This window comes from Zoogloea sp. GW822-FHT05C07, from assembly GCF_058800215.1.
In genome coordinates this window covers 2,386,251-2,412,326 of sequence record NZ_CM179510.1, presented here as the reverse complement: position 1 = coordinate 2,412,326, position 26,076 = coordinate 2,386,251, and the positions used below count along the sequence as shown (strand labels likewise).

Here is a 26,076-nt window from a genome sequence, read left to right as displayed (position 1 = left end):
CCGGAAGCAGGGGTTACGGGGAAATGGTTGTTGAGACGCCGACGGGCCAGGCGGAACAGAGGTCCGTGCGCGGTTTTTCACTGGAATCCCTGTTCTCTCCACGTGATAAATTCAACGCGTCGTTTTACAGCCCCGTTTCATTTTTCATGAGCCTTCAAATATTCGTCATTTCCTTGGCTGGCAGTACGGAAAGGCGCGCTCGGGTCGAGACCCAGATGCGGCAGCATGGCGTCTCCTTTGAATTTGTCGACGCGGTGGACGGGCGCAAGCTGCCGGCGGACTTTCTCGCCACGCTGGCCGATCGCAAGAACCTCATCCACGGAGGTGTCTCTGCGACAACACCACGGGAAATCGGATGTGCGTTGAGCCATGTGCGCTGTGCGGACCTGATCGTCGAACGGAATCTACCCGGCGCGGTGATCCTTGAGGACGACGCCGAACTGCTCAAGGAATTTGCGGATTTCATTTTTCATTTTGATCCCCTTCACCCCAGCTGGCATGACGGGGCCGCAATCATTCTGGGCGGCCTGGAAGACGAGCGCCCCGGCGAGCTGGACCGGAAGCGCTGGCTGGTACCCAGCCTTTTCGGGCGGATCACAGTCAATCAACGGGTGCAGATTCTCAAATCGGTCAAAAGTGACCGGTTTTTCCTGAGGGCTTGTGCGTACTATCTGGATCGCACCGCCGCGGGCAAACTGGCGAACTTCAACCGAGACGTTCGCACGGTCGCGGATAACTGGTTATTGTTCTCTCAGAACAAGGTCCTGAGTGCCCTTTATTACCCGCAGCCCTGGCTGGTACGACACCCCCCAGAAAGTGAAACGCCCAGCCTCCTGGAGCCAGAGCGCGCCGCCTTGCGCAACCCTTCTAACGATCTCCGGCCCCATTCCTTGCCATCCGGCCACCGGCGGCTCCGGACACAGCTCCGCATTCTCTGGCGCAAGCGCTTTTGTCTCTTGCGCTGACACAGAAAAACTCTGGAACAACTAGAATCATTCGATCATTCCGGGTGCTGGCACCACTTCACTGGAATCACTCGAGCAGTCCCTTCCGCATTTCACGACAGCACCCGGCTCAAACTTCCACGCCCCCGAACAGAACCTCTCATTTATGTCGATCCACAACAGGGAAAACGACGACGCCCTCTCCCTGAATATCGCAAACGTCACCGCGTTCATCGACTGCACCACCATGCGTCTCGGCGACCGCATGGCCTGTGCCTGGCTCGCCCAGCAGCGGCACCGGCGCAGCGGGGAGCGCTTCGCAGTGCGCGACCGCCATCCTGTGCTGTCGAAGGATTTTCCGCTGCCGCACTACTTTGGCGAGACCTTCGTAGACTGGGACGAGGCGCAAATCACCGCTGCCGCCCTGCCTCAATGGCATTTGGGCAACCTGTGGCTCACGGCCCCGAATGCCTTCGCCGCCACACCCGATGCGGGCTGTTTCGAAACGCTACCGGATGCAGTCCTCGCCCAGGCCCGCGCGATCGCCGCCGGGAAATCGACGCGGCAGCCGCGGATCCTGGTCCACGTGCTCGACGACGCCGCCTACAACATGGCCCGCCGCTGGCGCCGCAAGGACGCCGACGCCCTGTGCGACGAACTGCGCCGGCTCGGCGGCGAGGTGGTCCTGCTCAACCCCGCCTCGGCCCAGTTCCTCGGCGGCTTCGAGCGGATGCTCGCCGAAATGCTGGCCGCCGACATCTTCGTCGGCGGCGACACCGGCCCCAGCCACGTCTTCGCCCTGCTGTGCGCAGACAAACCCCAGGTGGCGGTGTATCCCTCGATGCGGCGCGACGAGCGGAAGTTTGCCGTCGAGCAGGCCGGGCTTGGCCTGCCGAAGCCGTGGAGCAGCCTGCCGCTGCGCCCGGCGCTGCGGGTCATCGAGATGAAACGCCGACTGGCGCTGATCTGGCACGAGCGCCAACCTCTGGTGCGGCGTGCCGGCCTTTTCGACGGGAGGGAGGTCGCCCGCCAGGTGATGGCCGAACTGGCCGCCCATCCGCAAGGCAGCCGACAGGCCACTGTCACGGTAGCGTGACATGATGCAGGTAAGCTCGCCGGCTGGTCCTTCTGCCTACCCACCGTGCTGCCCAACGACGCCTCCTATGGCTCCGACCGCTCGGGGCTGATCTCCGGTTTCCTGTTCCGTCCCGGCTCGGCCGGGGAAGCCCTCGACACGACGCGGGCCGCACAGTGGCTGAGTGGCGCCGAGCCCGCCCTTGACGGAGCCTTCGCGTGGCTGCATTTCAACCTCGCCAACGCAGCCACCGAACGCTGGCTGCGCGAGCACCTGGGCGAGGTGGATGCCTTCTTCGACGCACTTCATGAGGGCTCACGCTCGACGCGCATCGAGTACGCCCACGACGCGCTGATCGCGGTAGTGAACGACGTGCTATACGAATTCGACTTCGAACCGTCGCAGCTCGCCACCCTGTGGCTGTACCTGGACGAGCGCACGGTGATCAGCGCCCGCCTGCAGCCGCTGCGCACCATCGACCGCCTGCGCGAGGCCGTGCGCCAGGGCGAGACCTTCGACTCCACGGTGGCCATGCTGACCCACCTGCTGCGCGATCAGGCCGACGTGCTGGTGCAGATCGTGCGTACCGCCACCGACCAGGTGGACGACGTGGAAGACACCATGCTCGCCGAACGCGGGCAGCGCAGCCGGTCCCGCCTGGGCTCCCTGCGCCGCGTGCTGGTGCGCCTGCGTCGCCTGCTGGCGCCGGAACCGGGTGCCCTGTTCCGCCTGCTCAACCAGCCGCCGCGCTGGATCGCCACCGACGACCTGCAGGACCTGCGCCATTCGACCGAAGAATTCTCGGCCGTGCTGGCCGACATGAGCGCGCTGCAGGAACGCATCAAGCTGCTGCAGGAAGAAGTGGCGGCGCGGGTCACCGAGGAAACCAACCGCAGCGTGTTCGTGCTGACGATGGTCACCGTGCTGGCGCTGCCGATCAACATGATTGCCGGCCTGCTCGGCATGAACGTCGGCGGCATTCCGCTGGCCGACCATCCGGAAGGCTTCTGGATCGTCGTCGCAATCATCGCCAGCTTCACCGTCGGCGCCGCCTGGTGGGCCTTCCGCAGCCACGACGAGTAGCCGCGCAGAGTGTTTTAGCGGCGGATCGGCGGGTGCTTGGGGGTGTTCTTGGCGAGCAGCTTCCAGGCCACGCCGAAGATGTCATCGCCGCGGGACACGGCCTTGCGCGGCAGGCTCAGCAGATCGTCATCCGGCGTCGCCGCAGCGCGCTCGCAGGTGGTGCCGCTGAGGTAACCGGCCGCAGCGGCGGCCTCGACGCAGCGCAGGTCGTGGCTGCCGTAGGGGTAGCAGAAGTGGTCCACGCGCCGGCCGAGCAGGTCTTGCAGCGCGGCCTTGCTGGCATTCAGCTCATCGACGACACGCTCCGTCGTCTGCTCGGCGAGGCGCAGGTGGCTGTGGGAATGGGAGCCGATGGTGAAGCCGAGATCCTGCACCTCGCGCAACTGGGCGGCATTCATCAGCGGCGCCGGCTCGGGCCCCTTGCCGGCATCCCAGCTGGAGGTCTGGCCGATCAGTCCGCTCACCGCATACACCGTCGCCGGGTAGCCGTGCTCCTTGAGCACCGGCGCGGCGTGGGTCAGGAAATCCACATAGGCATCGTCGAAGGTCAGCACCAGCGGCCGTTGCGGCAGCGGCCGTTCGCCGCGCAGGCCGGCCACCGCGTCGTCGAGGCTGATCACCGAATGGCCGAGCAGCTTGAACAGCGTCATCTGCGCGCGGAAACGCGGCAGGTGGCAGTACAGCGCGCCATGGGCCTTAACCCGGCCGGGGAAGTCGCCGACCCGGTGGTACATCAGGATCTGCACCCGCGTCATCGTTTGCAGGCCTCGCGATAAACGGCAATCGTGCGCTCGAACATCGCGTCCTCCGTGAAGCCGCCCTCGAAGATCTGTCGCGCACGGGCGCCAAAAGCGGCGCGCCGGGCCGGATCGCCGAGCAGGTCGTCGATGGCGGCAGCCAGCGTGACGGGATCGTCGGGCGGCACCAGGTGGCCGCTGCCGCCCTCCTCCACCACTTCGCCGATGCCGCCCACGTAGCTGGCGACAATGGGCAGGCTGCAGGCGGAAGCTTCCAGCAGCGTCAGCGACAGGGCTTCCCGGCGCGACGGCGCCAGCAGCAGGTCGGACGCCGCCAGCAGGGCCGGCACGTCTTCGCGCAGGCCGAGGAAACGGACCCGCCCCTCCAGGCCGAGCTCCCGCGCCTGGGCCTGCACCTGCGGGCCCAGGTCGCCGTGGTGGTCGCCGGCCAGCAGCAGCGTCCAGCGCCGCTCGCGGAGGCGCGCCAGCGCGGCCAGCGCGGTGTCGTGGCCCTTGGCAGAGACGATGCGGGCCGCCATCAGCAGGCAGGGTTCGTCGTCGGCCACGCCGAGCTCGCGCCGCGTCACCGCACGCACGTCGGCCGGCAGGCCGGCGGCGAGGTCGGCAATGCCGTGGTGGACCATTCGGATGCGCGCCGGATCGTAGCCGGTACGCTCCAGGAAATCCGCCACCGCCTGAGACACCGCGATGATGCGGTCGGCGCGGCCGAAGTGCTTGCCGGCGTTGTCCGAATGGGCGGTGGCCACGTTGGGCAGGCGCGCCAGCCTGGCGGCCAGGCCGGCGTACCAAGCGCCGCGGGTCAGGTGGCCGTGGATCAGGTCGGCGCCGATGCGGCGGGCGTACAGCGCCAGACGCACGGTGGACGGCAGGTCGTAGATGCCGACCAGCGGCAGGTCGATGCCGTCGAAGCCCTCGGCACGCAGCTGCTGGCCGAGCCAGCCGGCCATCGGCCCGGCGTAGAAGGCCTCGTGGCCGCGCGCGCGCAGGCCGCGCATGAGTTGCAGCGCGTGGCGCTCGGCACCGCCGCTCTTGAGGCTGCGCAGGACGGTGACGATCTTCACTGGCCGAGCACCTTGCGATAAATGGCCAGGTTGCCCTCGACCATGCCGTCGATGGAAAACTCGGCCAGGATGCGCGCCCGCCCAGCCTCGCCGTACTGCGTGCGCAAGACGGGATCGGCAACCAGGCGTTCGATGGCGGCGGCCAGCGCCGGCACGTCGCCCGGCGGACACAGCATGCCGGTCACCCCGTCCTGCACCGCTTCCGGCAAACCACCGGCGCGGCTGGTGATGACCGGCACGCCGGCGGCAGCGGCCTGCAGCAGCGACACGCCGAGGCCTTCCATCTCGGCCGGGTGGACCAGCAGGTCGAGGCCGCCAATCCAGTGGGCCAGGTCGTGGCGGAAGCCGGCGAAATGCACCGTGCCGCCGAGGCCACGGGCCGCCACGTCGGCGCGCAGCTCGGCCTCGAGCGGCCCCTGGCCGAAGACCAGCACCTGCAGTTCGGGATAGCGTTCGACCAGCTCGGGCAGCGCCGCGAACAGGTAGCGATGGCCCTTGCGCGGAATCATCTGGGCCACCACGCCGATCACCAGCGCGTCCTGCGGCAGGCGGAACTCGGCGCGGAAGGCTTCCGGATCGACGGACGTCAGGAAGGGCGCCGGGTCCACCGCGCTGCGCACGCAGCTGACCTTGTGCGGAGCCAGGCCTTCGGACAGCAGCACCTCGCGGATGCCTTCGGAAATGGTGATCACGTGATCGTAGAGGCGGTACTTGAGGGCCACCGCCAGCCTCGATTCCGGGTTGTCCACGCGGCGCGACAGCACGCAGGGCACGCCTGCCAACTTCGCCGCCAGCGCGCCCCAGGTGTCGGCGCCGCGGCGGCTGTGCAGATGCACGAGGTCGGGCTTCTCGGTGCGGATCACGCTGGCCAGGCGGAAGGCCAGGCCGACGTCGCCATCGCCGCCCATCTTCATCTCCAGCAGACGCGCGCCGGCCGGATGGCGGTGGGCGATGTCGCTGCCGGCCGGACAGGCCAGCAGGCTCTCGATGCCACGGGCGGCCAGGCCCTCGGCGATGTACTGGACCTGGCGGGCGCCACCGTAGAGGTGCTTGCCCGCTTCCACGTGCAGAATCTTCATGGTCTTGCTTCTTGGGTCTGAGCGGCCAGCATGGCCTGGGCCTGTTCGAGGACCATGGCCGGCGTGATGTCGCGCAGACAGGTGAATTTGCCGCCGCAGGTCGGCCGACGCCGGCACGGCGAACATTCGAGGCCGAGCCAGATCACGCTGCCGGTGGGGCGGCCGGTGTCCTGATAGGGGCAAGTGGAACCGAAGATGGCCACCGTCGGACGGGCCAGCGCGGTGCCCATGTGGGTCAGGCCGGTATCCACGCCGATCAGCAGCGCCGCGTGGGCGATGGCGGCCACCGCTTCCGGCAGGCGCGTGCGGCCAGCCAGGTTGACGATGCGCGGGTCGGCCGCCGCGATGCGCGCCGCCGCTTCGGCATCCGCCGGACCGCCAAGGATAACCGGGATCAACCCGGTGGCGGCGATCAGCTGCGGTGCCAGCGCCTGCCAGGCGTCCTCGAACCAGTGCTTCTGCGGACGCGTCGTAAACGGCGCGAACACCGCGTAGCGCCCCGGCGCCAGGCCATGCTCGGCGAGCTTGCCGAGCACGCAGGCCTCGGCCGCCGCATCGACGTGTAGCGTCGGCAGGAAGGCGCCGGCGTCGAGACCCAGCTGCTGGGCGAGGTACTGGTATTCGGAACCGATGCGCGCCTGCTCACCGCCGCGCGGGATCACCTCGCTCATCAGCAGCTGGCTGCCTTCCTTGGAACCGAGGCCGACCCGCCGAGGTGCGCCCGACAGCCAGGTGATGAAACCGCTCTTCAGCAGGCCTTGCAGGTCCAGCGCGGTGTCGAAGCGGCGCGCATGCAGCTCGCGCCGCAGCTGGCGCACGCGCCGCCACAGCTCGAGGCGGCGCCCTTCCTTCCACAGTTTGACCCACTCGCCCTTCGACCAGGTGATGACCTCGTCGATATTGGGGTCGGCGAGCAGCAGTTCGTGGATGCCCGGCTCGACCAGCCAGGCGATGTGGGCGTCCGGATGGGTACGGCGGATCGCCGCCGGCAACGCGGAGGCGAACACCACGTCGCCGATGGCGGAGCTGCGGATGATGAGGATGCGCTTCATGCACGCGCGGGCCGGCGGATCGCGGCCTGCCTGGCAGTGTTCTTGGTGAGCAGCTTCCACAGCACGCCGAAGGCGGTGTTGCCCTGGGAGACGGCCTTGCGCGGCAGCGTCAGCAGGTCGTCGGCCGACGTGGCGACGGCGCGCTGGCAGGTCGTGCCGGTGACGTAGCCGGCGTCAGCGGCGGCCTCCACGGCACGCATGTCGTGGCTGCCGTAGGGGTAGCAGAAATGCTTCACCGGCGCGCCGAGCACGTCTTCGAGCATGCGCTTGCTGGCCGTCACCTCCTCGACGATGCGCGGCGTATCGGCCTGGGCCAGGCGCGGATGGCTGACCGTGTGGGAGCCCACCGTGAAGCCCATCGCGTGGATCTCGCGCAGCTGAGCGGCGCTCATCAGCGGGGCGGGCACCAGGCCTTCCGGCGTGACCCATTCGGAGGTTCTGCCGAGCAGGCCGGCCACCGCGTAGACCGTGGCCGGGTAGCCGTGGGCCTGCAGCACGGGTGCAGCCTGTTCGAGGAAGTCCACGTAGGCGTCGTCGAAGGTCAACACCACGGGCTTGGACGGCAGGGATTTCCCGCCGCGCAGGGCCGCCGCCGCATCGTCCAGGCTCACCACCGAGTAGCCGCAGTAGCGCAGCATGGCCATCTGCGCCTTGAAGCGCGGCAGGTGGCAGATTTGCGCGCGATGACTGGGCATGCGCTGCGGAAAATGCCCCACCCGGTGATACATCAGGATGTGGATACGGCTCATCGAATCGGCAAATGACGCGTGCGGGATCGCATGATGCCAGAGGATCGCCCCCCTTGGCGTAAGCACCTGTTGCGGCGCAACTAGAACCAGCGGCTGGCCAGCCAGGCGGCCGCGGCGAGCACGGCGGCGCCGAGGGCCGCGTTGCGGGTTTTCTTGAGGGCGCGCTGCAGCTTGACGTGGCGCCGGCTGGCCTGGAAATGCTCGACCACCGGCGTTTCCGTGCCGCGGTCGAAGATCTTCACATAGCTTTCCGGCAGCGGCCCGATGCGCAGCGCCGGGTGGCGCTCGATGGCGGCGGTAAAGCTGTCCTGGTCCACGCCGAGCAGCATGCCGCCCTGGGCGGCGATCCAGTCGTCCACAAAGGCCCGCGCCGGCGGCGCGTTACGCAGGTACAGCGTGCCGGTCAGGTAGCGGTGGGAGAAGCTGCCGTCGCCCGGCGCCACGAAAACACCCATGTCGGCGTCGAAATCGAAGAACAGGCGCAGGGGCGAGCGCACTACCGAATCGGCGTCCAGATAGACGATGGCCCGCCCGGCGAAGCGCTGCAGGCAGTCGCGCAGGAACTCCGGCTTGATGCGCGTGTTGGCCTCCCAGTAGCCGCGGCTCGGGTAGCGCTTCAGGAAGTACGGCGTGCCGGTCTGCTCGAGGGATGCGCGCAGCTGGGCGGCCTCGGCCGCGTAGGTGTCGGTGTAGAAGGCACACACCAGGAAGGGCGTATCCGGGCGGTCCTGCAGGATTTCGTCGGTGGTGGTGGTCATCGTCGTCAGTGGGCGGCCTGGCGGAGCCGGCGGGCCAGCAGGAACACCGCGAGCTTGCGGCGCTTGGCCTCGATCACCCGCGCCAGGTGGCGGCCGATGGTCTTGCGCTGGTGGCCGTCCATGCGGGCGCCGATGGTGCTGGCAAGGCCCCCATCTTCCTCGACCACGCAGGGAAACACCACCGGAATGCACAGGTCGTGCTTCCAGTAGAGATCGAACTCGTCATCCACCGGCCGCTGCGGCACCGCCAGCCGCTCCAGCAGGCGCCGGGCGCCGGCCTGGCTGACGAGGTAGCCCTGGGCACCGCTGGGATTCTTGTTGGGCAGGATCAGCCGCCGGCCGTCGGCCAGACCGGCCACCGGGATGCCACGCACCGGACCGAGGGAGGACAGGCGGACCAGGTCGTAGGGCAGCGCGAGGCCCGCGATCCCGGCGATCACCCGCGGCAGCTCGGGGCTCAGCACCACGTCGTCCTCGAGCACGACCGCATGGGCCAGCCCGCGTTCGACGACGATCTCCCAGCTGCGCCGGTGGGACAGGTAGCAGCCCAGTTCGCCATTGCTCAGGCGCGGCTCGCTTCCGGCCGGCAGCATGCGCCGGTCGACGCGGGCGCCATCGACAGCCGGCAGGAACTCGGCGTCCAGCCCCAGCGCCGCCAGACGCTGCTGCATCAGCACGCGGCGGTCGGCAGCACGCTCGAGGTTGAGGACGAAGATCTTCATCGCAGCGCCGGCGATGGCAGGTCCCGGCTGCGCGCGCCGAGCAGCAGCACGGCAAAGAGCACGAACAGCAGCGAGGTGTTGGAGCGCCACAGGTAGTCCTCGAACAGGCAGCTGGTGCAGATGAAGGCCACCAGCGCGGTACGCAAGGGCGCCACACTGTCACGCCGGCCGCGCCACAGCAGCGGCGGAAAGTACACGGCAAACAGGACGGCTCCGCCGAGCAGGCCGGTGGTGGTGAGCACGAAGAGGTACTGGTTGTGGGGATTGTCGGTAGTCAGCCAGCCCGGGGAATAACGCGCGTGGAGTTCGGCGTAGTCCCGCGTGTAGTCACCCGCCCCGACGCCCAGCAGCGGATGTTCGGCAAACAGGCGGGCCGAATTCATCAGGAAGGTCAGGCGCAGGCCGGCCGAGGTATTCACCGAATCCTCGTAATGGGTAATCTCATGGGCGGCCATGTCCATCCGGCTGCGGAAATAGTCGTTGCCGGCATAGGCGCCGGCCAGCAGCGCCGACACCAGCACGGCGGACACCGCGCCGGCCAGCAGCGGCCTCCGCGCAAAGCGCTGGAAGACCAGCACCGCCAGCAGCACCAGGAACACCAGCTGCCCGGCCCGGCCGCCGGAAAACAACAGATTGCCGGCGCTCAGCACCGTCAGCAGTGCGCAACCCAGGCGCCGCACCGGCGGCCCCGACAGGCTGGCCCGCGCGGCCAGGTAGGCGGCCCAGGCCAGGATCGGTGCGTACAGGATGTGATCGACGAAGGGCGCCGTGTCCCCCGGCTCCTTGGCAACCCGCAGCCCGGCCGGCCAGGCCGGGAAGACGTGCATCTGCAGCCAGTTGTAGTAGGCCAGCCCCTCGGCCAGCAGGCAGCCGGCCAGGAAGGCGGCAATGCAGCGCGGCAGCAGCTCGCGGCGCGCGATCGTCAGGTACAGCGGGGACAGCAGGAAGAAGGCGTAGCGCCCGACCATGCGCCGCCCCTCGGCCATGTCCTCGGTCCACAACAGGGCCAGCGGAAACAGCCAGAAGAAGGCCTGGAAAATCCAGAACAGGCTGTCGCCGCGCAGCAGCGCCCATTTCTCGCGGAAACGCCCTTCCAGCACGGACAGCAGCAGCATCACCGCGCTCAGGGTATATACCGGCGCCACATGGCCGGGCAGGAAGAAGAAGCTGGCGGCAAACAGCGCTTCGTTGATGCGCGGAATTCGGGAACGCAGGGCCGCCAGCGGCGCTGCCGTCATCGCAGCTCGACCCCGCACACCGCAAAGGCGGCCTGCATGTCGCGCCGTTCGGCGTCGGATTTGAAGCGGACCCGGTCCCAGCCGAAGGCGATTACGCGGGTTTCGGCGGGGCTGGCCTGGCGCGCGAACAGCAGCGCCGTGGAGCGCACGCCCAGCACCGCATCGTAGGTATTGCGGGCGAGGTGCATTTCGAGGGGCTCGTCGAGGGTCACGACGGAGTAATCGGTGCAGTTGAGTTCCAGCGCCGGGTCCTTCGGATGCCCCTTGTAGAAGATCTGCCGGATACCTTCGGCGGCCAGCCAGGCATGGATCTCGGCGCTCACCGCGTCCCGGTCGGCGGGCTTCATCAGGCCGGCACCGACCAGCGGCTGACCGATCACCAGCGCGCGGCGCGGCCCTTCTCCCGCCCGCGCCCCATCGGCGGCCGGCGCGACGAGGGGCGGCAGCACTACTGTCTTGGCCGGGGGATACTCATTGGGCAGGCCCGGAAGCACGTAGATGCGGTCACAGAACCCGGCATCGGAACCGATGCGGTCCCCACAGAAACACCAGTAATCCAGCTCCGGCGCCACCAGGCGGCGCAGCTTGCGGGCTTGCTGGGACAGGCGGCGGAAACCGGTGAGCGGATAGCGGCGGACGCTGATGATGCCGTCCGGCAGGATGCGCGCCTTCATGTCGGCGCAACCGCACAGCCGGGGCAGCGCGCGCAGGAAGTAGTTGATCGCCTCGGTGTCGAACACCGCGCTGTGGATGTGCAGGCTGTCGCAGCGGCCGACCAGCCCGGCCACCAGCCGGATGTTGGCGCGCAGGCGGCGCAGACGGCCGAAGGGGCCGGGCAGCGGCTCGCGGCGCGGCCACGGCATGTAGCTCGATGCGTCCCACTCGGCGGCCCGCACCACGGGCGCCATGCCCGGCTTGTACCAGACCAGCACCTGACGCGCGCCGGCCTCGTGGGTCTCGGCGATGCGCCGCGCCGCCAGGTATTGCAGCGGCGACGCGACGAAGTAAAGGGCGACCCGGCTCGTCATGGCGTCAGGCGGCGTCCGCCGTCACCTGCTCGCCGCTGGCCAGCAGGCGGGCATAGGCCTCGCCGCGGGCCACCAGTTCGTCATGGGTGCCGGCTTCAACGATGCGCCCGCGCTCCATCACGACGATACGGTCGGCGTCGCGGATGGTGGACAGGCGGTGGGCGATGACGATCACCGTGCGGTTGCGGCGCAGCTCGACCAGCGCGTCCTTCACCGCCCGCTCAGATTCGTTGTCGAGGGCCGAGGTGGCTTCGTCGAGCAGCAGGATCGGCGCATCGCGCAGGAAGGCGCGGGCGATCGCGATGCGCTGACGCTGGCCACCGGACAGCTGGCTGCCGTTGGCGCCGACGCGGGTGGCGAGGCCGTCCGGCAGCTTGTCGATGAATTCCATCGCGTGGGCCGCCCGGGCCGCAGCGACGATGGCGGCCTCCGGCACGTCGGGACGGCCGTAGGCGATGTTGGCGGCAACGCTGTCGTCGAACAGCACGACCTGCTGCCCCACCCAGCCGAGTTGGGCACGCAGGTGGGCCAGCGGCAGGCTGTCGAGAGGTGTGCCGTCGAGCAGCACGCGGCCGGAACCGGGCTCGTAGAAACGGGCGATCAGGTTGATCAGCGTAGTCTTGCCGCTGCCAGAGGCGCCGACCAGGGCCACCGTCTGACCCGGATGCACGTCCAGGCTGAAGTGCCGCAGCGCCGCCTCGGTCTGGCCCGGGTAGGCGAAGCTCACGTCGTCGAAGCGCAGTTCGCCGGTGGCCCGCGGCAGCGTGCCGGTGGCGCTATCCACCTCGGGCGGCGTGTCGAGCAACTCGAACAGACTCTGGGCGCCGGCCAGGCCGCGCTGGATCGTCGCATTGATGTTGGTCAGGCGGCGGATCGGCTCGAAGAGCATCGACATCGCGGTGACGAAGGACACGAATTCGCCGGGGCTCAGCTTGTCCTGGGCCGACAGGGACGACGCGGTCCAGATCACCGTGGCCACCGCCGCCGCGGCCAGCACCTGCACCAGCGGCACGTTGGCGGACGACACCCGCACGGTGCGCATGGTCTGCTTGCGCAGCTTGTCGGACACCTCGGCGAAGCGCCGGTCCTCGTGGTCGTGGGTACCGAACAGCTTGATCTCGCGCACGCCGCCGAGGGTCTCCTCGACCATACCGGTCATGCGCCCGGTGGTCTCCTGCATCTCCTGGTTGGAACCACGCAGCTTGCGGCTGGCCACGCGGATCAGCCAGGCGACGATCGGCGCAATGGCGACGATCACCAGGGTCAGCTCCCAGGCGGTGTAGATCAGGTAGCCCGTCAGGCCGATGATGATCAGCGTATCGCGGACGATGATGATCCACGCGTTGGACAGCGCGGCGCCGACCTGCGGGATGTCATAGAGGATGCGCGACAGCATGCGCCCGCCGGTTTCGGCCTGGTGCACGGGAATCGGCAGGTGCATCTGGTGGCGGAAGACCTGCTGGCGCAGGTCGGTGATGGCCTGGTTGGCGATCCACTGGCTGGACACGCTGGCCACATATTCAGCCACGCCCTTGCCGAGGAAGGCCAGCATCAGGAACAGCGGCACCTGCCACTGGGCAACCTGGCTCTTCTTGATCAGGCTCTCGTCCACCAGCGGCTTGAGCAGGCCCGGCAGCACGGGCTCGAGGGACGCGGCGGCGATCATCGCCAGGATGGACAGGGCGACCACCTTCGAATACGGGCGGATCGAACCGAGCAGGCGGCGGTAGAGCTGGATGGAGTCTTTCATTCGTTCAGTGGCCCGGAACCCAGCGCATGGGCCGAAGAGTGCGCAGTGCGCAACACAAGGTCAAACTCGTTTTTGTCATCAGATGTGTGCCCAGCCCCGCTGGCCACGCATGTCATCACAATCAGCGGCCCGGTGATATGCCGGACGTCACTGCCGCCAGGGCGTCCTTCACGTCGAGCTGGTCCAGGGGCACGTGATTCAGACAGCGGATCGCCGGGTCGTGCAGCAGCAGGGGCCGCTTGCCGAGCAGGCAGATGGCCGGCTTGCCGGTGGCCGCCGCCATGTTGAGCACCCCCGTGTCGTTGCCGATGCAGCCGTCCGCCGCAGACAGGATGCCGGCGGTCTGCATGATGGTGCCGCGGGTAAACGGATGGATTGCCGCCCGCTGCGCTTCCGGAACGCCGGCGACGATACGACGGGCGCTCTCCTCCTCACCGGGCCCGCCAAGCAGAACGACGCCGTAGCCCTGTGCGATGAGTTCTGCCGCCAGCGCACCGTAGCGTTCGTCGCCCCAGTGCTTGTGCTTTTCGGAGGTACCAATGGCGAAGCAGACGGTCGGCCGTGGCAGGGCGGCGACGAGTTCCTGCCCGAAGGCGAGCTCCACCGCCGACACCTTCATGCGCGGCACGACGGCCGCCGGCACGATGCCGTGGGCCATCATCAGCGCGGTGGCTTCCTCGTAGATGCCGACGCCGTCGCCCTCGTACTTGGAGATGAAGGGTGGCTGGTTGAGGAACAGGCGCTGGCGCAGATTGGTGCCGAAACCGATACGTACCGGGATCTTGGTCAGCCAGGCGAGGATGGCATGGTGATAGCGACGGGAGAACAGGAAGATCCGCTCGAACTGGTAAACCTGGAGTTCCCGCGCGAAGCGCCGCATGCCCGCAAATCCCCGGTGGTGCCCCTTGCGCCCCTCGCTGCGGCGAGGGTTGCGGTCGTAGAGGATCACATCGTCGATACAGTCCTCGGCAGCGAGAATGTCCTTCGCCCGGGTGGACGGCGCCGCAATGACCGAAACCTTGCCGTTCCGGCTCGTCGCCGCGACCGCCCGGATATAGGGCAGATGCCAGACCAAGTCACCAATGCCAACGTGGCGGATCAGTACCGCGGTTTTCGGATCCGCCCCACGCGCCTGTAATTCCATGTCTCTAGGAGATTCCTGCTGCAGCACCTGCGCGCCGGCAACCACGGCCAGCAATCGCGATGCAGGTTGATGGGATGCCGTCCGTGCCTTTACCCGGCCGTCCGGCGACGCCGGCAGCAGTTTCACCCGCCGGTCCTTTCGGAAGCCTGACCAGCATCCCACGGGTCGATGCAAAGCGCTGTAGGGCAATCATCTGGATTGGCCAGCAATCTGTAATCAAATGTTCTGCCCCCCCTCGCCAAGGTGGCGGCGAGTCTATTCCCGGTGCAGTACCTTGTCCACGAGGAGGCTGGACCAGCCCTCTTCATGGAAACTGGCCTCCAGTGCGTCGCGGTCGTACTCGGTATCCACCCACTCCAGGAAGCCGATCGGGCTGCGCGCATTGCGGGCCACGTAGCTGGCCAGGAAGAAATCCAGGATGCCGGTCTTGGCGCCCTTGAAGTGGCCGTAGCGCCAGTTGAGCTCAGCCAGTGCGTCCTCGACCCGATGCCCCAGGTGCAGGATGCGGTACAGCGCCGAACCCAGCCCGGCCCGGTCGGCCCCCGACTTGCAGTGCAGCAGCGCCGGGAATTCCATGCTCTTGAAGAGTTCGTCCATCGCATGCACCTCTTCCACCTCCGGCGCGGTGCGGGAGTACAGCTTGACGTCGTGGAGCGCCAGGCCGAGCTTGTCGCAGGCTTCCTTCTCCAGTGCGTAAGAGCCGTAGCCGTGGGGCCCGCGCAGGTTCACGACGCTGCGGATGCCGTATTTCTGCTGGTACTTGGCGAGCTGTGCCGGGCTGGGCTGGCTGCAGCGGTACATGCCGCCGCCGAGATGGTAGAAATTGTTGTAGACGGCACGGATCATCCCGTGGTCCACCAGGTGCATGTCGAACCAGGCACGCACGCGCCCGGAGCGCGAAGAAATGTCCATCACCATGGCCGGGCCTCAGTCCGGCAGGGCCAGGGAACGCACGTCGGCCGCCGCCGCGCAGACGTCGCCTTCCAGCGTGGCGAGGGTCGCCTGGCGCGCGAACAGCATGTCGGGCCGCAGCGCGACCAGCAGGCTGTCACGGGTCGCCTCGTCGGCCCGCACGACCCAGTCCACCGGCCGCAGCGCCGCCAGCACCGCCGCAGCGCCGGCGGCAGCGCCAGCCGGTTCCACCACGAGCAGACGGTCCACGTCCTCGCCGGCGCTTTCCAGCCGGGCCAGCGTGTCCGCGCTGGGAACCCCCACCGGGCCCAGCACGACGGCAATCCGCTCGCCCGCCGCCCGGGCGCGCTGACAGGTCACCAGCACGCCATCGGCGGCCAGCACGCCACGGGCCAGCGGCGCGTGGGCATTCATCGCTTCGTAGAGTTCATCGATGCTGGCGGTGGCCGTGCCCAACTTGCCGACCACCACGCCGGCGGCCAGATTGGCCAGCGCCGTGGCAGCACGCAGATCGAGACCGGCGGCGATGCCGCAACCCAGCGCCGCCGACACGGTGTCGCCGGCACCGGTCACATCGAACACCTCCTGGGCCCGCGTGGGCTGATGATGGGCCGGCTGCCCCTTCTGCAGCAGCGTCACCCCCTGCTCGCCACGGGTCACCAGCAGCGCTTCGAGGCCCAGCTCGTCGCGCAGGGCTTCGCCACGGGCGATCAGCGTGGCCTCGTCCGGACAGGGGCCGACCACCGCCTCGAATTCCGCCAGGTTGGGCTTGACGATGGTGGCGCCACGGTAGCGCGAGAAGTCGGTGCCCTTCGGGTCCACCACCACCGGGATGCCCCGCGCCCGCGCCGCGGCGATCAGCGCCGCCACGTCGGACAGCGTGCCCTTGGCGTAATCGGACAACACCAGCACGTCAGCCTGCTCCAGATGGGCGGCCAGCGCGACACCGACCAGTGCGGCCTGGCGGTCGTCGAAGCGCTCCTCGAAATCCAGGCGGATCAGTTGCTGATGGCGGGAGATCACGCGCAGCTTGGTGATCGTCGGCGCATCGCCCACGCGTTCGAAGGCGCAGTCGACACCGCGCTCGACGAGCCCGCTCTCCAGCAGCCGGCCTGCCTCGTCGTCGCCGATCAGGCCGACGACCCGCGCCTGTGCCCCCAGCGATGCCGCGTTGAGGGCCACGTTGCCGGCCCCGCCGGCCCGCGCCTCGTCATTGCGCACCTGCACCACCGGCACCGGCGCTTCCGGCGAAATACGGGCGGTTGCACCATGCCAATAGCGGTCGAGCATCACGTCGCCGCAGACGAGCACGCGACAGGCAGAAAAATCCGGCAGGGAGAAGTGCATACACGGGCGGTGTCCGCCAGGCGGACACCGGAAAGACGTAAAGGCGGAATTATCGCATCAAGGACCTGATGCCGGACGGCCGCTGGCCATTTTGCTCACCGGGACCGCCCCGCGACGCCCCGGCGGTTGTCGCCGGCCAGCCGCAATCGCATACTGCCCCCATGTGCTTCCCACACGGAGGACGAGGCCATGCTGCACGCCACACCGAGCCGCAACCACGCCGCAGCACCACCGGAAGAAGAACTCGAGCCTTTCGGCGGGCTGATCCGCTATGAGCGGCAGGCGCCGATCCACCAGGTGTCCTACTACCTGTGCGGCGAGATCCACGAACCGCAGTTCTACACCGAACTGTTCTACACGCTGCGCACCGCCGCCGAGACCGACCTGATCTACCTGCACATCAACTCGCCCGGCGGCGACTTCAACACCGGCCTGCAGATCGTCAACAACATGCTCGCCTCGGAAGCCCACGTGATCACCGTACTGGAAGCGCGGGCCTACTCGATGGCGGCCTTCATCTTCCTGTCCGGCGACGAGCTGATCGTCCACGACAACTGCCAGCTGATGTTCCACACCTACTCGAGCAGTTTCGCCGGCAAGGGCAGCGAGCAGATGGCCGAGGTACATGCCCTCGGCAACTGGTTCGAGAAGGTCACCACGCGGCTGTGCACGCCTTTCCTGAGCGCCGCCGACATCAGCCACATCCTGCAGGGCAGCGACCTGTGGATGGACTCCGACGAGATCCGCCGCCGCCTCGGGCGCATCAAGCGCACGCCGGCCGGGCCGCGCAAGAGCACCTGCAAGAAGACCGAGAGCTGATCGGCGGCACGCCCAGCCCAGTCACCGGCAGCGATCGGCGAACGCCGGCGCTTGCCGGCCGTCAGGGCAGCGCGGCGGCGATGTCCCTGGCCAGTGCATCGATCAGCCTGCCGTGGGCGGCGGCGAGCGCCGCGTAGGTCGGCGCCGCCACCGGCTCGCTGCCGACGAAGCGCCGGCTGGCCAGGTCCTTGCCGCCCTTCCTGAGCGTCCACACCGCCTCCAGCGTGACGCGCTCGAACCCTTCGGCATCGAAACGCTGAACGTCGATCGGCAGGCTCAGGTCCGGCTCGGCCAGCGCCGCCTGCGGCCACGCGACGACGCGCCCATAGCCGCGCAGTCGGGCGATGTCGGAGGCGATGCGGCGGGCCATCTCGGTCTTCAGCGGGGCGGCCCAGCGGTGCCCGTCGGCCACCTCGACACGCACCCCGTCCACCAGGCGCACCATGTGCAAGCGGTCGATGGCCGCCGGCACGCCGACCGGCCCGACCACCAGGCTCGGCCCCGCCACGGCGGAGGCGCCGTCCGCCACGGCCTGCGGGCCGAGGCTGAAGAACTGGATCGGCGGCGTGGTGCCACAGGCCGCCAGCAGAAGGGCCAGGCTGGCCAGCACGGGTTTCATGGCTTGTCCTCGGGTTTGCCGCGCAACAGCGCTTCGGGGTGACGGTCGAGGCTGTCGGCCAGGTGGCGCAGGGCCTGAGCCGCGCGCGACAGCTCCTGCAGGCTGGCGCGCAGGTCCTGCTGCAGCGGCGCGTCGCTGCCCAACAGCTTACGGGTGTCGGCGATGGCGCCGCGGGCCTCGATGATGGTGTCGCGCACATCGCCGTTGGCCAGGCCGTCGAGACGCTTGACCAGCGCCTCCACCTCGTCGAGGGTGCGGCCGAGGCTGGCGATGGCCTTCTGGGTGTCCTTGCCGATGGCGTCCAGCGGCAGCTTGTCGATGCGCTCGACGACGCGCAGCAGCGTGGTCTGCAGCTCTTCCAGGCTGCCCCGCTGGGTCGGCAGCTGGGGCGGCGTGTGGCTCCAGTCGGCGCGGCCAGGCCCGGCGGCGGGGAAGAAATCCAGCGCCACGTAGAGCTGGCCAGTCACCAGGTTGCCGTTGCGCAGCTGGGCGCGCATGCCGCTGGCGATCAAGCGGTCGATGAAGGCGCGGAAATCCTTGTCCCGAAAATCCTTGCCAGCATACGGCGCCTGGCCCTGCTCGTTGCGCGCCTGCAGGCGGTTGGGGAAGATCGCCACTTCGACGAGCAGTTCGAGATCGGCGCCGCGGGCATGGAAGGCCGGATGGATCGCCGTCACCTCGCCGACCTGGATGCCACGGAAATCCACCCCCGCGCCGACGGACAGGCCGCGCACCGATTCATGGAAGCGCAGCAGATAGGTATGGGCATTGACGTTGGGCTGTTTGAGCGCCTCGTCCCGGTTGCGGAACAGGCGGAACACGTGGCCCTTCGGCGGCGCCTCGTCGGTGTCGCCCTCCGGCGTCTGGAAGGCCAGCCCGCCGGTGAGGATCGACGTGGCCGATTCAGTATTGACCTGCACGCCTTCGGCGCTGAGCTTCACATCCACGCCGCTGGCATTCCAGAAACGGGAGTTGGTGGTGACGAAACGGTCGTAGGGCGCCTGCACGAAGACCTGGATGTCCAGGTGCTTGCCCTGCGCGTCGAGCTTGTAGCCGGTGACCTGACCGGCCTGGATGCGCCGGTAGAACACCGGCGTGCCGACACCGATCGAGCCGAGGCTGTCCGCCTCCAGGCTGAAGCTGCGGCCGGGCACGTCGAAACTGACCACCGGCGCCTCCGGCAGCGCGACGAACTCGCGCCGCGGCTCGGCCGACTTGCCCACGTCCATGCCCACGTGGGCACCCGCCAGCAGCGTGTCGAGACCCGAGATGGAGCCGCCGGAAACCCGCGCACTGACCACCCAGAAACGCGTGTCGTCCACCAGCAGGCGAGACGCCTGGCGGGCCAGCTGGGCGGTGGCGATCACATGGCTGCCGTCCTCGGCGAGGGCCACCGCGGTAATCTGACCGACATCCACGTCGCGGTACTTGATGCGCGTCTTGCCGGGCTCCAGGCCGGTACCGGTGTCGAACTGGATGGTGATCACCGGCCCCTGCTCGTAGTAGCCGCGCACCGCCAGGAACAGGCCGATCAGCGCCGCCACCAGCGGGATGATCCATACCAGCGGAACGCGGAAACGGCGCGGACTCTCCACGACGGCGGTCGGCAGGGAGGGCGGCAGCGGGTCAGTCATGGTCGGCGGTTTCAGAATCGGTGAGGGGGTCCCAGATCAGGCGCGGATCGAATGTCAGCGCGGCAAACATCGTCAGCACGATCACCGCGCCGAAGGCCACCGCGGCCGGGCCGGCATCGACGGTGGCCAAACCCCGGAACTGTACCAGCGCCACCAGCAGCGTGATGACATAGATGTCCAGCATCGACCAGCGCCCGACGAATTCGACCACGCGGTACAGGCGGGCACGCTGCATCACGCGGTGACGGGAACGCATTTGCACGGACGCGGTGAGGTACCCCAGCGCCAGGATCTTCAGCAGCGGCACCACCACGCTGGCGAAGAAAACCACCAGCGCCAGCGGCCACTGGCCGTCCCGCCACAGGAAGATCACCCCGCTCATGATGGTGTCGACCTGGTGGTTGACCGGCGACGAAGTGACCATGATCGGCAGCAGGTTGGCGGGCAGATAGAGCAGCGCCGCGGCGACGAGCAGCGCCCAGGTCGTGTTGATGCTGGCCGGCTTGCGCTGGTGCAGCGGCGCCGCGCAGCGCGGGCAGCGCGACCGCTGGTTCGCGTCCGGCGGCGCCTGCGCCAGCTGGCCGCACACGTGGCAGCTCAACAGGCCGGCCTGGCGGGCGGTGAGTGCGGGTTTCATGCGCCCTCAGGATGGCTCATCCGCCACAACACGCGGCGGTCGAAAGCCCGCCCGGCCAGCGTGAGGATCAGGATCAGCGCCGCGGTGGCCCAGAAGGCCGTGCCGAGGATCACCGAGCCCGAGTGGGCCAGCTTGACCAGCGACACCAGCATGCCGAGCACGAAGACTTCCATCATGCCCCACGGCCGCACCGACAGCACCAGGCGGAAGAAGGTAACCAAGCGCGGCGAGCGGCGGCCGAGGCGCAGCGGCACCAGGACCAGCAGGATCATCAGCATTTCGAGCAGCGGGAACAGCTGCGCGGTGACGAAGACCAGCGCCGACACCGGCTGCATGCCGATGTGCCACAGGTTGCGCACCGCGGCGAACAGCGTCACCTCGGCGTAGCGCCCCTGCAGCTCAAGGCCGATCAACGGAAAGGCATTGGCCAGCACATACAGGATAGCCGCCGTCAGCGTGTAGGCCAGCGTACGGTCCAGGCTGTCCGGCGGGTTGCGCGCCAACTCGGCGCCGCAGCGCACGCAGCGGGCCGTCTCGCCGGGGGCGATGGGCACGTCGTGCTGCAGCAGGTCGCACTCATGGCAGGCGACCAGCGGCGCGGGCAGGTTCGGTGAATCGGCGGGCATGGGCGGGCCACGGACAATGGCTATCCATTGTGCGGTGCACGGCCAGCCCCTGCAAGATCGGGGCCGCTCAGCGCACCGGAGTCGCGGCCTTGATACTCCCCGGGGCCTGTGCCGGACCGGCCGCCGCATCGCCCGGACGGGACGGGACGGCTGGAGCCGGTGCAGACTGCGGGACCACCGCCAGCACAATGGGCGCGTTACTGTCCCGCTGGCGCAGGATCACCCGGTCGGCGAGCACTCGCTCGACACGCAGGTCCTCGTGGTAGGCCTGGCCTTCGGAAACCATCTCCGGCGGCCGCCCGTTGTCAGACAGAATGGCCACCCCGGCCGTCACCCCGTTACCGACGATGGCGCCCTGCGCGACCAGGCCCATCGCCTCGGCAGTCGGCGGCGGCAGATCCTCCTCCTGATAGGCACCCAGCTCGCCCACACTGATCCAGCCGGCCTCTTCAGCGATCCACAAGCCCGCCACGATCAGCACCCCGATGGCCAACAGCACGCGCCGTACGTCGGCCCCATCCACTCCGATCATCATCATCCCCCCTTTCTTCTTCGGGACCCCGCCGCACCGCGTTGCCCAATGACAGTCCCGATTGCATGACGACAGCAGCATTCGACGGCTAGTTTAACGCCGGCCAGCTGTCGACTTCCCTTCAGCTTAGCCTGCAGATTGAGCGGCGACGAAATCCAGCACGTCGCGCACGAAACGCTCCCGCTCCCACAGATGGGGCGCGTGATCGACGCCCTCGTAGATGTGCAGCAGCGCGTCCGGGATACGCTGCTGCACGAAACGCGCGGTACCCGTGGAGTAGAAGTTGCTCGCCCCGCCATAGACCAGCAGCGCTGGCACCGGAATGGCCTGCAGCACGTCCCGGTAGTCGGCAGCGGTCAGGCTGCGCCAGCACTCGATCAGCGGCCCGGGCTCGAGGGCCTGCAGGCGCTGGCGGGCGGTCTGGATGCCGTTGCCGTTCTCGGCGTACTTGGTACGGGCCCGCTCGTTGTGGCCGTCGGCCGCCAGGCGCAGCACCGCCTCGGCGAAGTCCCGCTGCAGTTCGCCGATGAAGGCCGCGTTGCGGCCAGCGTCGAAATCCCCGTAGATGCCGCTCTTCCAGTCGTCGTCGGTGACGAGACGCGGCGACTGGTCGATGAAGACCAGCCGCGACAGGCGGGCGGCACCGAAATCGCGCAGGTATTGCCACAGGGTCAGCGCGCCCATCGAGTGGCCGACCGCCACCACCTGGTCGAGGCGGTAGTGGTCGAGCAGGTTCTGCAGGTCGCGTGCCATGCGCGCGACGGTCGGCACGGTATCGGTCCGCAGCCCGTGCCCGCCGTGGCCGCGGGCGTCCCAGCGATACACGCGGAAGCGGGCCTCGAAGGCTTCGATGAAGGGGTTCCAGTCCCGATGGGTGGACGTCCAGCCATGCAGCAACAGCAGCGGCGGGCCATCGCCGGAGGTCTTCAGGTGCAGCTTTTCGCCGTCGTCGGCAAGGAAGTGGTCCATGTCCATGGGCCCGGCAGAATTCGGTGGATGCCGGAGTGTAGCGGACAAATATGATGAATGATCACCCGTCCACCGGCTGCAGCGGGGTTTCCAGGCGGCGCTGGTAGAAGCCCACGTCGAGCCAGCGACCGAACTTGAAACCGACTTCCGGCAGCGTGCCCGCATGGGCGAAACCGAGCTGTTCGTGCAGCGCGATGCTGCCAGCGTTGGCCATGTCGATGACGCCCACCAGCAGGTGGTAGTCCTGCGCCGTGGCCGCCTCCACCAGACGCTCCAGCAGGGCCCGCCCGAGGCCCTGGCCGCGCTGTTCGCGGTGCACATAGACCGAATGCTCGACGGTGTACTTGTAAGCCGGAAAGGCGCGGAAAGGGCCGTAGCTGGCAAAGCCCAGCAGCGTGCCGGCCTCGTCCACCGCGCCGATCACCGGGTAGTTGCCGGCTGTCTTGGCGGCGAACCAGGACGTCATGCTGTCGCGGCTGCGCGGCTGGTAGTCGTAGAGGGCGGTAGAAGTGGCGATGGCCTCGTTGAAGATGGCCAGGATCGCGTCGCCGTGCTCGGCGAGGGTGCAGGCAATGAATTGCATCGGTGGAACACGGGCTGTGGACACAGCCCCGATTGTGCCCCAGCCCGCCGTCTGCTCAGCGGTTGAACCAGCGCAGCAGCGTGCCCCAGTCGTGGAGGTCCAGGCGGGTCACCTCGCCGCACGCGAAATCCAGGCCGAGCCAGTGTTCCGGCGGCAGCTTGAGCAGGTGGCCGGCCAGCGCGCGCAGCGGGCCACCATGGGCGACCACCACCGCGGCGGGCGGCGGTGCGGCCTGCAACTCAGCGAGAAAATCGTGGACGCGGGCCGCCATCTGGCGCGGCGACTCGCCGCCCGGCGGCGCGAAATCCAGCGGTGCGTCAGCCCACGCGTCGAGTGCGGCGCGGCCGATGTCGTCGTAGCTGCGCCCTTCCCACTCGCCGAAGTGGATCTCCTTCAAACGCGGTTCGAGCCGCGGCGTACCGAAGGCTTCAGCCAGCAGGCGAGCGCGGGCCAGCGGGCTGGCGTACAGCGCGAAGTCGGCCGGCAGCAGCGGACGCAGGCGCGCCGCCACATCGGCGGCGGACTCGGCCAGCCCCAGGTCGGTCTGGCCATAGCAGATCCCCGGCGCCACGGCGGGCCGGGGATGGCGGATCAGGTAAAGCTCCACGCGGCGAGCATCCCCAGGTAGATGGCGATTTCGGCGAGCTGCTGGGTGGCGCCCAAACAATCACCGGTATAACCGCCGAGCCGGCGGGCAAACTTGCGCGCCGCGGCCACCGCCACCACTGCGGCGACGAGCAGCGCGGCCAGCGCCTCCAGCGGCGTCAACAGCAACAGCGGCACGATGCCGGCCAGCGTGGCGATGCCCAGCTCGGTGGCGCTCGGGCGGCGCGCCACTGGCGCCGACTTGGCGCTGTCGTCGCTGCGCGCGTAGTCGAGCACCGCCATTACGCTCACCGCGGCAAGGCGCGACAAGGGATGAGCCACCAGCAGCGCGGCGATCACCGGGTAGTCGTCATCGGCGCCCAGATCGGCGAGGGCCAGGTATTTGGCGAGCAACAGCAGCACCAGGCCGATGGCGCCGTAGCTGCCGATCCGCGAGTCCTTCATGATCGCCAGCGCCTGGTCCTTGGTCCACCCGCCACCGAGGCCGTCGCAGGTGTCGGCCCAGCCGTCCTCGTGGAAGGCACCGGTGGCGCGGACGGTCGCCGCCATCGCCAGCACCACCGCCAGATCCACCGGCAGCAGCTGCGCCGCCAGCCAGTAGGTCGCCGCGCCGATCAGGCCGATCAGCCAGCCGACCAGCGGCAGATAGCGCGCCGCGCGGCCCAGCTTGTCCGGCGCGAAGTCCACCCAGCCCGGCACCGGCAGGCGGCTGAAGAACGCGATGGCGATGAAGATCAGCTCGAGCTGGGCGCGGATCATGACGATGCGGCGGACTGGCGGCCGGCGGGGTTCACGCGTCCTTGCCGCTGACGCCGGCGGATTCGAAGCTGGCCATTTCGTTGAGGAAATTGACCGCCGCCTGCACCAGCGGGAAGGCCAGCGCGGCGCCGGTGCCCTCGCCGAGGCGCAGGTCGAGCTGGACCAGCGGCGCGGCGCCCAGGTGGGCCAGCTGCACGGCGTGGCCAGGCTCTTCGGAACGGTGCGCGAACACGCAGTAGTCGATGATCTCCGGCGCGATCTCGTAGGCCACCAGCAGCGCGCTGGTGACGATGAAGCCGTCGATCAAGAGCAGCATGCCGGCTTCGGCGGCGCCGAGCATCGCACCGGCCATCATCGCGATCTCCAGGCCGCCGTACTCGGTCAGCGCTTCCAGCGGATCGCCACGGCGCCCGCCGCGGGCCACCGCCTTGGCCAGCAAGGCGCGCTTGCGCTCCAGGCCGGCGTCGTCGAGGCCGGTGCCGCGGCCGATCACCACGTCCAGCTCGGTGCCGGTGAGGCAGTGGGTCAGCAGGGACGCGGCGGCGGTGTTACCGATGCCCATCTCGCCGAAACCGATCACGTTGCAGCCGTCGGCGGCCAGGCCGCGGGCCAGCTCGCGGCCACGAGCCAGCGCGGCGTCACGCTGGGCGACGGTCAGCGCCGGCTCTTCCAGGTAGTTGGCGGTGCCCGGCGCCACCTTGGCGTCGATCAGGCCGGGACGGTTGCCGAAGTCGTGGGCCACGCCGGCATCCACCACCGTCAGGCCCATGCCCATCTGGCGTGCGAAGACGTTGATTGCGGCGCCGCCGGCGAGGAAATTCTCGACCATCTGCCAGGTCACGTCCTGGGGATAGGCGGACACGCCGGCCTTGGCCGCGCCGTGGTCACCGGCAAACACCAGCATGTGCGGCCGGCGCAGCTCGGGGCTGAGGGTCTGCTGGATCAGGCCGATCTGGCGGGCCAACGGCTCGAGGCGGCCGAGGGCGCCGAGGGGCTTGGTCTTGGTGTCGATGCGCTGCTGCAGCGCGGGGGCGAGAGACTGGTCGGGACGGACGATGGCGTAGGTCATGGGACGCATCTGCGGACGGTGTCGAGGCCGCGGATGCTAGGACGCCCAAACCATTTGTTCAAGCGCCAACGCGCCTGGACAGCCGCCCCGCGATATCCGCCGGACGGCCGGGAAGCCTTAATTGGCGCGGTTTTGCCGACCCATGGAACGGACCTGCAGGACGACCCGGCGGCTGTTGCGCACCTCGCGCTCCCACGCGCGCTTTAGCACGAAACGCAGTTCGTAGTCGCCGGCCACCTCGCCGATCACCGAAAAGACCTGGCTGCCGTCGCACGGCTGCGCGGCCGTCGCCTGGCTTTCCTCAAGGCAGACGCGGACCGCGCCGTTGGCGCCGTCCACGTACCAGGTGGCGCCGCTGCCCGGATAGGACGGCAGCGCGATGCGGCAGATCTGCCCGACGTTGCTGGCAAGGCGTTGAGTGCTCATGGTGTGGATTCCCGTTTGCTTTTTTTAGGGGATCCATGGTGCCCTGCAGCAAGCTGACACCGCTATGCGGCGGGACATGACCGGGCTGTGACCTATT

Annotated in this window: 28 protein-coding genes; 4 read left to right on the top strand and 24 right to left on the bottom strand. The window is 68.7% G+C overall.

Annotated features, from left to right (window positions below):
• Positions 1–23: 23 nt before the first annotated feature.
• From AC3QL2_RS11380 to AC3QL2_RS11370, 3 genes are all read left to right on the top strand, one after another.
• Positions 24–965, top strand: a complete 942-nt coding sequence (locus tag AC3QL2_RS11380; RefSeq protein WP_493234496.1) for a glycosyltransferase family 25 protein — start codon at positions 24–26, stop codon at positions 963–965.
• 145 nt (positions 966–1,110) lie between these two features.
• Positions 1,111–2,040, top strand: coding sequence for a glycosyltransferase family 9 protein (locus AC3QL2_RS11375; RefSeq protein WP_493234495.1), 930 nt, complete (start codon positions 1,111–1,113; stop codon positions 2,038–2,040).
• 45 nt (positions 2,041–2,085) lie between these two features.
• Positions 2,086–3,102, top strand: a complete 1,017-nt coding sequence (locus AC3QL2_RS11370) for a transporter (protein WP_493234494.1) — start codon at positions 2,086–2,088, stop codon at positions 3,100–3,102.
• A 14-nt stretch (positions 3,103–3,116) separates the two neighbouring features.
• Here AC3QL2_RS11370 and AC3QL2_RS11365 read toward each other — a convergent pair whose 3' ends face one another.
• From AC3QL2_RS11365 to rfaE1, 13 genes are all read right to left on the bottom strand, one after another.
• Positions 3,117–3,857, bottom strand: coding sequence for a polysaccharide deacetylase family protein (locus AC3QL2_RS11365; protein ID WP_493234493.1), 741 nt, complete (start codon positions 3,855–3,857; stop codon positions 3,117–3,119).
• On the bottom strand, positions 3,854–4,921 hold the full coding sequence (locus AC3QL2_RS11360) for a glycosyltransferase (RefSeq protein WP_493234492.1): 1,068 nt from the start codon (positions 4,919–4,921) through the stop codon (positions 3,854–3,856). Before AC3QL2_RS11360 ends, AC3QL2_RS11365 begins: the two co-directional genes overlap by 4 nt.
• Complete coding sequence (locus tag AC3QL2_RS11355) at positions 4,918–6,000, bottom strand: glycosyltransferase (RefSeq protein WP_493234491.1); 1,083 nt, start codon at positions 5,998–6,000, stop codon at positions 4,918–4,920. The genes AC3QL2_RS11360 and AC3QL2_RS11355 overlap by 4 nt, the downstream gene beginning before the upstream one ends.
• Positions 5,997–7,052 carry a lipopolysaccharide heptosyltransferase II gene (waaF, locus tag AC3QL2_RS11350; RefSeq protein ID WP_493234490.1) on the bottom strand — a complete coding sequence of 352 codons (1,056 nt, stop codon included), beginning with the start codon at positions 7,050–7,052 and terminating at the stop codon, positions 5,997–5,999. The genes AC3QL2_RS11355 and waaF overlap by 4 nt, the downstream gene beginning before the upstream one ends.
• Positions 7,049–7,801 (bottom strand): polysaccharide deacetylase family protein, encoded by a 753-nt coding sequence (locus tag AC3QL2_RS11345; protein WP_493234489.1) that lies wholly within the window; start codon positions 7,799–7,801, stop codon positions 7,049–7,051. Before AC3QL2_RS11345 ends, waaF begins: the two co-directional genes overlap by 4 nt.
• A gap of 80 nt (positions 7,802–7,881) precedes the next feature.
• Entirely contained in the window at positions 7,882–8,559 is a 678-nt protein-coding gene (locus AC3QL2_RS11340; protein WP_493234488.1) for a hypothetical protein, read from the bottom strand.
• A 5-nt stretch (positions 8,560–8,564) separates the two neighbouring features.
• The gene (locus AC3QL2_RS11335) at positions 8,565–9,281 is read right to left on the bottom strand and encodes a glycosyltransferase family 25 protein (RefSeq protein ID WP_493234487.1); all 717 of its coding nucleotides are present in this window, start codon (positions 9,279–9,281) and stop codon (positions 8,565–8,567) included.
• Positions 9,278–10,519 (bottom strand): O-antigen ligase family protein, encoded by a 1,242-nt coding sequence (locus tag AC3QL2_RS11330; protein ID WP_493234486.1) that lies wholly within the window; start codon positions 10,517–10,519, stop codon positions 9,278–9,280. The genes AC3QL2_RS11335 and AC3QL2_RS11330 overlap by 4 nt, the downstream gene beginning before the upstream one ends.
• Positions 10,516–11,547: a polysialyltransferase family glycosyltransferase gene (locus tag AC3QL2_RS11325; RefSeq protein WP_493234485.1), complete on the bottom strand. Its 1,032-nt coding sequence runs from the start codon at positions 11,545–11,547 to the stop codon at positions 10,516–10,518. The genes AC3QL2_RS11330 and AC3QL2_RS11325 overlap by 4 nt, the downstream gene beginning before the upstream one ends.
• A gap of 4 nt (positions 11,548–11,551) precedes the next feature.
• Complete coding sequence (msbA, locus tag AC3QL2_RS11320) at positions 11,552–13,297, bottom strand: lipid A export permease/ATP-binding protein MsbA (protein ID WP_493234484.1); 1,746 nt, start codon at positions 13,295–13,297, stop codon at positions 11,552–11,554.
• 121 nt (positions 13,298–13,418) lie between these two features.
• On the bottom strand, positions 13,419–14,567 hold the full coding sequence (locus AC3QL2_RS11315; protein ID WP_493234483.1) for a glycosyltransferase family 9 protein: 1,149 nt from the start codon (positions 14,565–14,567) through the stop codon (positions 13,419–13,421).
• Between the two features lie 129 nt (positions 14,568–14,696).
• The gene (locus AC3QL2_RS11310; RefSeq protein ID WP_493234482.1) at positions 14,697–15,353 is read right to left on the bottom strand and encodes a protein-tyrosine phosphatase family protein; all 657 of its coding nucleotides are present in this window, start codon (positions 15,351–15,353) and stop codon (positions 14,697–14,699) included.
• A gap of 15 nt (positions 15,354–15,368) precedes the next feature.
• Entirely contained in the window at positions 15,369–16,700 is a 1,332-nt protein-coding gene (gene rfaE1 / locus AC3QL2_RS11305) for a D-glycero-beta-D-manno-heptose-7-phosphate kinase (RefSeq protein WP_493234481.1), read from the bottom strand.
• Positions 16,701–16,889: 189 nt separating this feature from the next.
• Here rfaE1 and AC3QL2_RS11300 point away from each other — a divergent pair, with 189 nt between their 5' ends.
• The gene (locus AC3QL2_RS11300; protein ID WP_493234480.1) at positions 16,890–17,519 is read left to right on the top strand and encodes a Clp protease ClpP; all 630 of its coding nucleotides are present in this window, start codon (positions 16,890–16,892) and stop codon (positions 17,517–17,519) included.
• A gap of 61 nt (positions 17,520–17,580) precedes the next feature.
• Here AC3QL2_RS11300 and AC3QL2_RS11295 read toward each other — a convergent pair whose 3' ends face one another.
• The 11 genes from AC3QL2_RS11295 to AC3QL2_RS11245 form a co-directional block, all read right to left on the bottom strand.
• Positions 17,581–18,138, bottom strand: a complete 558-nt coding sequence (locus tag AC3QL2_RS11295; RefSeq protein ID WP_493234479.1) for a PqiC family protein — start codon at positions 18,136–18,138, stop codon at positions 17,581–17,583.
• Positions 18,135–19,772: a PqiB family protein gene (locus AC3QL2_RS11290; protein ID WP_493234478.1), complete on the bottom strand. Its 1,638-nt coding sequence runs from the start codon at positions 19,770–19,772 to the stop codon at positions 18,135–18,137. The genes AC3QL2_RS11295 and AC3QL2_RS11290 overlap by 4 nt, the downstream gene beginning before the upstream one ends.
• Positions 19,765–20,409: a paraquat-inducible protein A gene (locus tag AC3QL2_RS11285; RefSeq protein ID WP_493234477.1), complete on the bottom strand. Its 645-nt coding sequence runs from the start codon at positions 20,407–20,409 to the stop codon at positions 19,765–19,767. The genes AC3QL2_RS11290 and AC3QL2_RS11285 overlap by 8 nt, the downstream gene beginning before the upstream one ends.
• Complete coding sequence (locus tag AC3QL2_RS11280) at positions 20,406–21,035, bottom strand: paraquat-inducible protein A (protein ID WP_493234476.1); 630 nt, start codon at positions 21,033–21,035, stop codon at positions 20,406–20,408. The genes AC3QL2_RS11285 and AC3QL2_RS11280 overlap by 4 nt, the downstream gene beginning before the upstream one ends.
• Positions 21,036–21,102: 67 nt before the next feature.
• A complete protein-coding gene (locus tag AC3QL2_RS11275) occupies positions 21,103–21,573 on the bottom strand; it encodes a hypothetical protein (protein WP_493234475.1) in 471 nt (156 codons plus the stop codon).
• A gap of 120 nt (positions 21,574–21,693) precedes the next feature.
• Positions 21,694–22,536, bottom strand: a complete 843-nt coding sequence (locus tag AC3QL2_RS11270; RefSeq protein ID WP_493234474.1) for an alpha/beta fold hydrolase — start codon at positions 22,534–22,536, stop codon at positions 21,694–21,696.
• A gap of 61 nt (positions 22,537–22,597) precedes the next feature.
• The gene (locus AC3QL2_RS11265; protein ID WP_493234473.1) at positions 22,598–23,119 is read right to left on the bottom strand and encodes a GNAT family N-acetyltransferase; all 522 of its coding nucleotides are present in this window, start codon (positions 23,117–23,119) and stop codon (positions 22,598–22,600) included.
• A 55-nt stretch (positions 23,120–23,174) separates the two neighbouring features.
• On the bottom strand, positions 23,175–23,726 hold the full coding sequence (gene cobC, locus AC3QL2_RS11260) for an alpha-ribazole phosphatase family protein (protein ID WP_493234472.1): 552 nt from the start codon (positions 23,724–23,726) through the stop codon (positions 23,175–23,177).
• Positions 23,711–24,481, bottom strand: coding sequence for an adenosylcobinamide-GDP ribazoletransferase (locus tag AC3QL2_RS11255; protein ID WP_493234532.1), 771 nt, complete (start codon positions 24,479–24,481; stop codon positions 23,711–23,713). The genes cobC and AC3QL2_RS11255 overlap by 16 nt, the downstream gene beginning before the upstream one ends.
• A 34-nt stretch (positions 24,482–24,515) precedes the next feature.
• A complete protein-coding gene (gene cobT, locus AC3QL2_RS11250) occupies positions 24,516–25,562 on the bottom strand; it encodes a nicotinate-nucleotide--dimethylbenzimidazole phosphoribosyltransferase (protein WP_493234471.1) in 1,047 nt (348 codons plus the stop codon).
• A 108-nt stretch (positions 25,563–25,670) separates the two neighbouring features.
• A complete protein-coding gene (locus tag AC3QL2_RS11245; RefSeq protein ID WP_493234470.1) occupies positions 25,671–25,979 on the bottom strand; it encodes a protease inhibitor I42 family protein in 309 nt (102 codons plus the stop codon).
• Positions 25,980–26,076: the final 97 nt, after the last annotated feature.

What these genes read in the sequence shown, in the direction of transcription:
- AC3QL2_RS11345 (WP_493234489.1), bottom strand. Translation starts at nt 7,801, where the DNA reads ATGAGCCGTATCCACATCCTGATGTATCACCGGGTGGGGCATTTTCCG.
- AC3QL2_RS11290 (WP_493234478.1), bottom strand. Translation starts at nt 19,772, where the DNA reads ATGACTGACCCGCTGCCGCCCTCCCTGCCGACCGCCGTCGTGGAGAGT.
- AC3QL2_RS11355 (WP_493234491.1), bottom strand. Translation starts at nt 6,000, where the DNA reads ATGAAGATTCTGCACGTGGAAGCGGGCAAGCACCTCTACGGTGGCGCC.
- AC3QL2_RS11280 (WP_493234476.1), bottom strand. Translation starts at nt 21,035, where the DNA reads ATGCCCGCCGATTCACCGAACCTGCCCGCGCCGCTGGTCGCCTGCCAT.
- AC3QL2_RS11310 (WP_493234482.1), bottom strand. Translation starts at nt 15,353, where the DNA reads ATGGACATTTCTTCGCGCTCCGGGCGCGTGCGTGCCTGGTTCGACATG.
- rfaE1 (WP_493234481.1), bottom strand. Translation starts at nt 16,700, where the DNA reads ATGCACTTCTCCCTGCCGGATTTTTCTGCCTGTCGCGTGCTCGTCTGC.
- AC3QL2_RS11300 (WP_493234480.1), top strand. Translation starts at nt 16,890, where the DNA reads ATGCTGCACGCCACACCGAGCCGCAACCACGCCGCAGCACCACCGGAA.
- AC3QL2_RS11285 (WP_493234477.1), bottom strand. Translation starts at nt 20,409, where the DNA reads ATGAAACCCGCACTCACCGCCCGCCAGGCCGGCCTGTTGAGCTGCCAC.
- AC3QL2_RS11380 (WP_493234496.1), top strand. Translation starts at nt 24, where the DNA reads ATGGTTGTTGAGACGCCGACGGGCCAGGCGGAACAGAGGTCCGTGCGC.
- AC3QL2_RS11365 (WP_493234493.1), bottom strand. Translation starts at nt 3,857, where the DNA reads ATGACGCGGGTGCAGATCCTGATGTACCACCGGGTCGGCGACTTCCCC.
- AC3QL2_RS11340 (WP_493234488.1), bottom strand. Translation starts at nt 8,559, where the DNA reads ATGACCACCACCACCGACGAAATCCTGCAGGACCGCCCGGATACGCCC.
- cobT (WP_493234471.1), bottom strand. Translation starts at nt 25,562, where the DNA reads ATGCGTCCCATGACCTACGCCATCGTCCGTCCCGACCAGTCTCTCGCC.
- AC3QL2_RS11270 (WP_493234474.1), bottom strand. Translation starts at nt 22,536, where the DNA reads ATGGACCACTTCCTTGCCGACGACGGCGAAAAGCTGCACCTGAAGACC.
- AC3QL2_RS11245 (WP_493234470.1), bottom strand. Translation starts at nt 25,979, where the DNA reads ATGAGCACTCAACGCCTTGCCAGCAACGTCGGGCAGATCTGCCGCATC.
- AC3QL2_RS11330 (WP_493234486.1), bottom strand. Translation starts at nt 10,519, where the DNA reads ATGACGGCAGCGCCGCTGGCGGCCCTGCGTTCCCGAATTCCGCGCATC.
- msbA (WP_493234484.1), bottom strand. Translation starts at nt 13,297, where the DNA reads ATGAAAGACTCCATCCAGCTCTACCGCCGCCTGCTCGGTTCGATCCGC.
- AC3QL2_RS11295 (WP_493234479.1), bottom strand. Translation starts at nt 18,138, where the DNA reads ATGAAACCCGTGCTGGCCAGCCTGGCCCTTCTGCTGGCGGCCTGTGGC.
- AC3QL2_RS11275 (WP_493234475.1), bottom strand. Translation starts at nt 21,573, where the DNA reads ATGATGATGATCGGAGTGGATGGGGCCGACGTACGGCGCGTGCTGTTG.
- AC3QL2_RS11375 (WP_493234495.1), top strand. Translation starts at nt 1,111, where the DNA reads ATGTCGATCCACAACAGGGAAAACGACGACGCCCTCTCCCTGAATATC.
- AC3QL2_RS11335 (WP_493234487.1), bottom strand. Translation starts at nt 9,281, where the DNA reads ATGAAGATCTTCGTCCTCAACCTCGAGCGTGCTGCCGACCGCCGCGTG.
- AC3QL2_RS11325 (WP_493234485.1), bottom strand. Translation starts at nt 11,547, where the DNA reads ATGACGAGCCGGGTCGCCCTTTACTTCGTCGCGTCGCCGCTGCAATAC.
- AC3QL2_RS11265 (WP_493234473.1), bottom strand. Translation starts at nt 23,119, where the DNA reads ATGCAATTCATTGCCTGCACCCTCGCCGAGCACGGCGACGCGATCCTG.
- waaF (WP_493234490.1), bottom strand. Translation starts at nt 7,052, where the DNA reads ATGAAGCGCATCCTCATCATCCGCAGCTCCGCCATCGGCGACGTGGTG.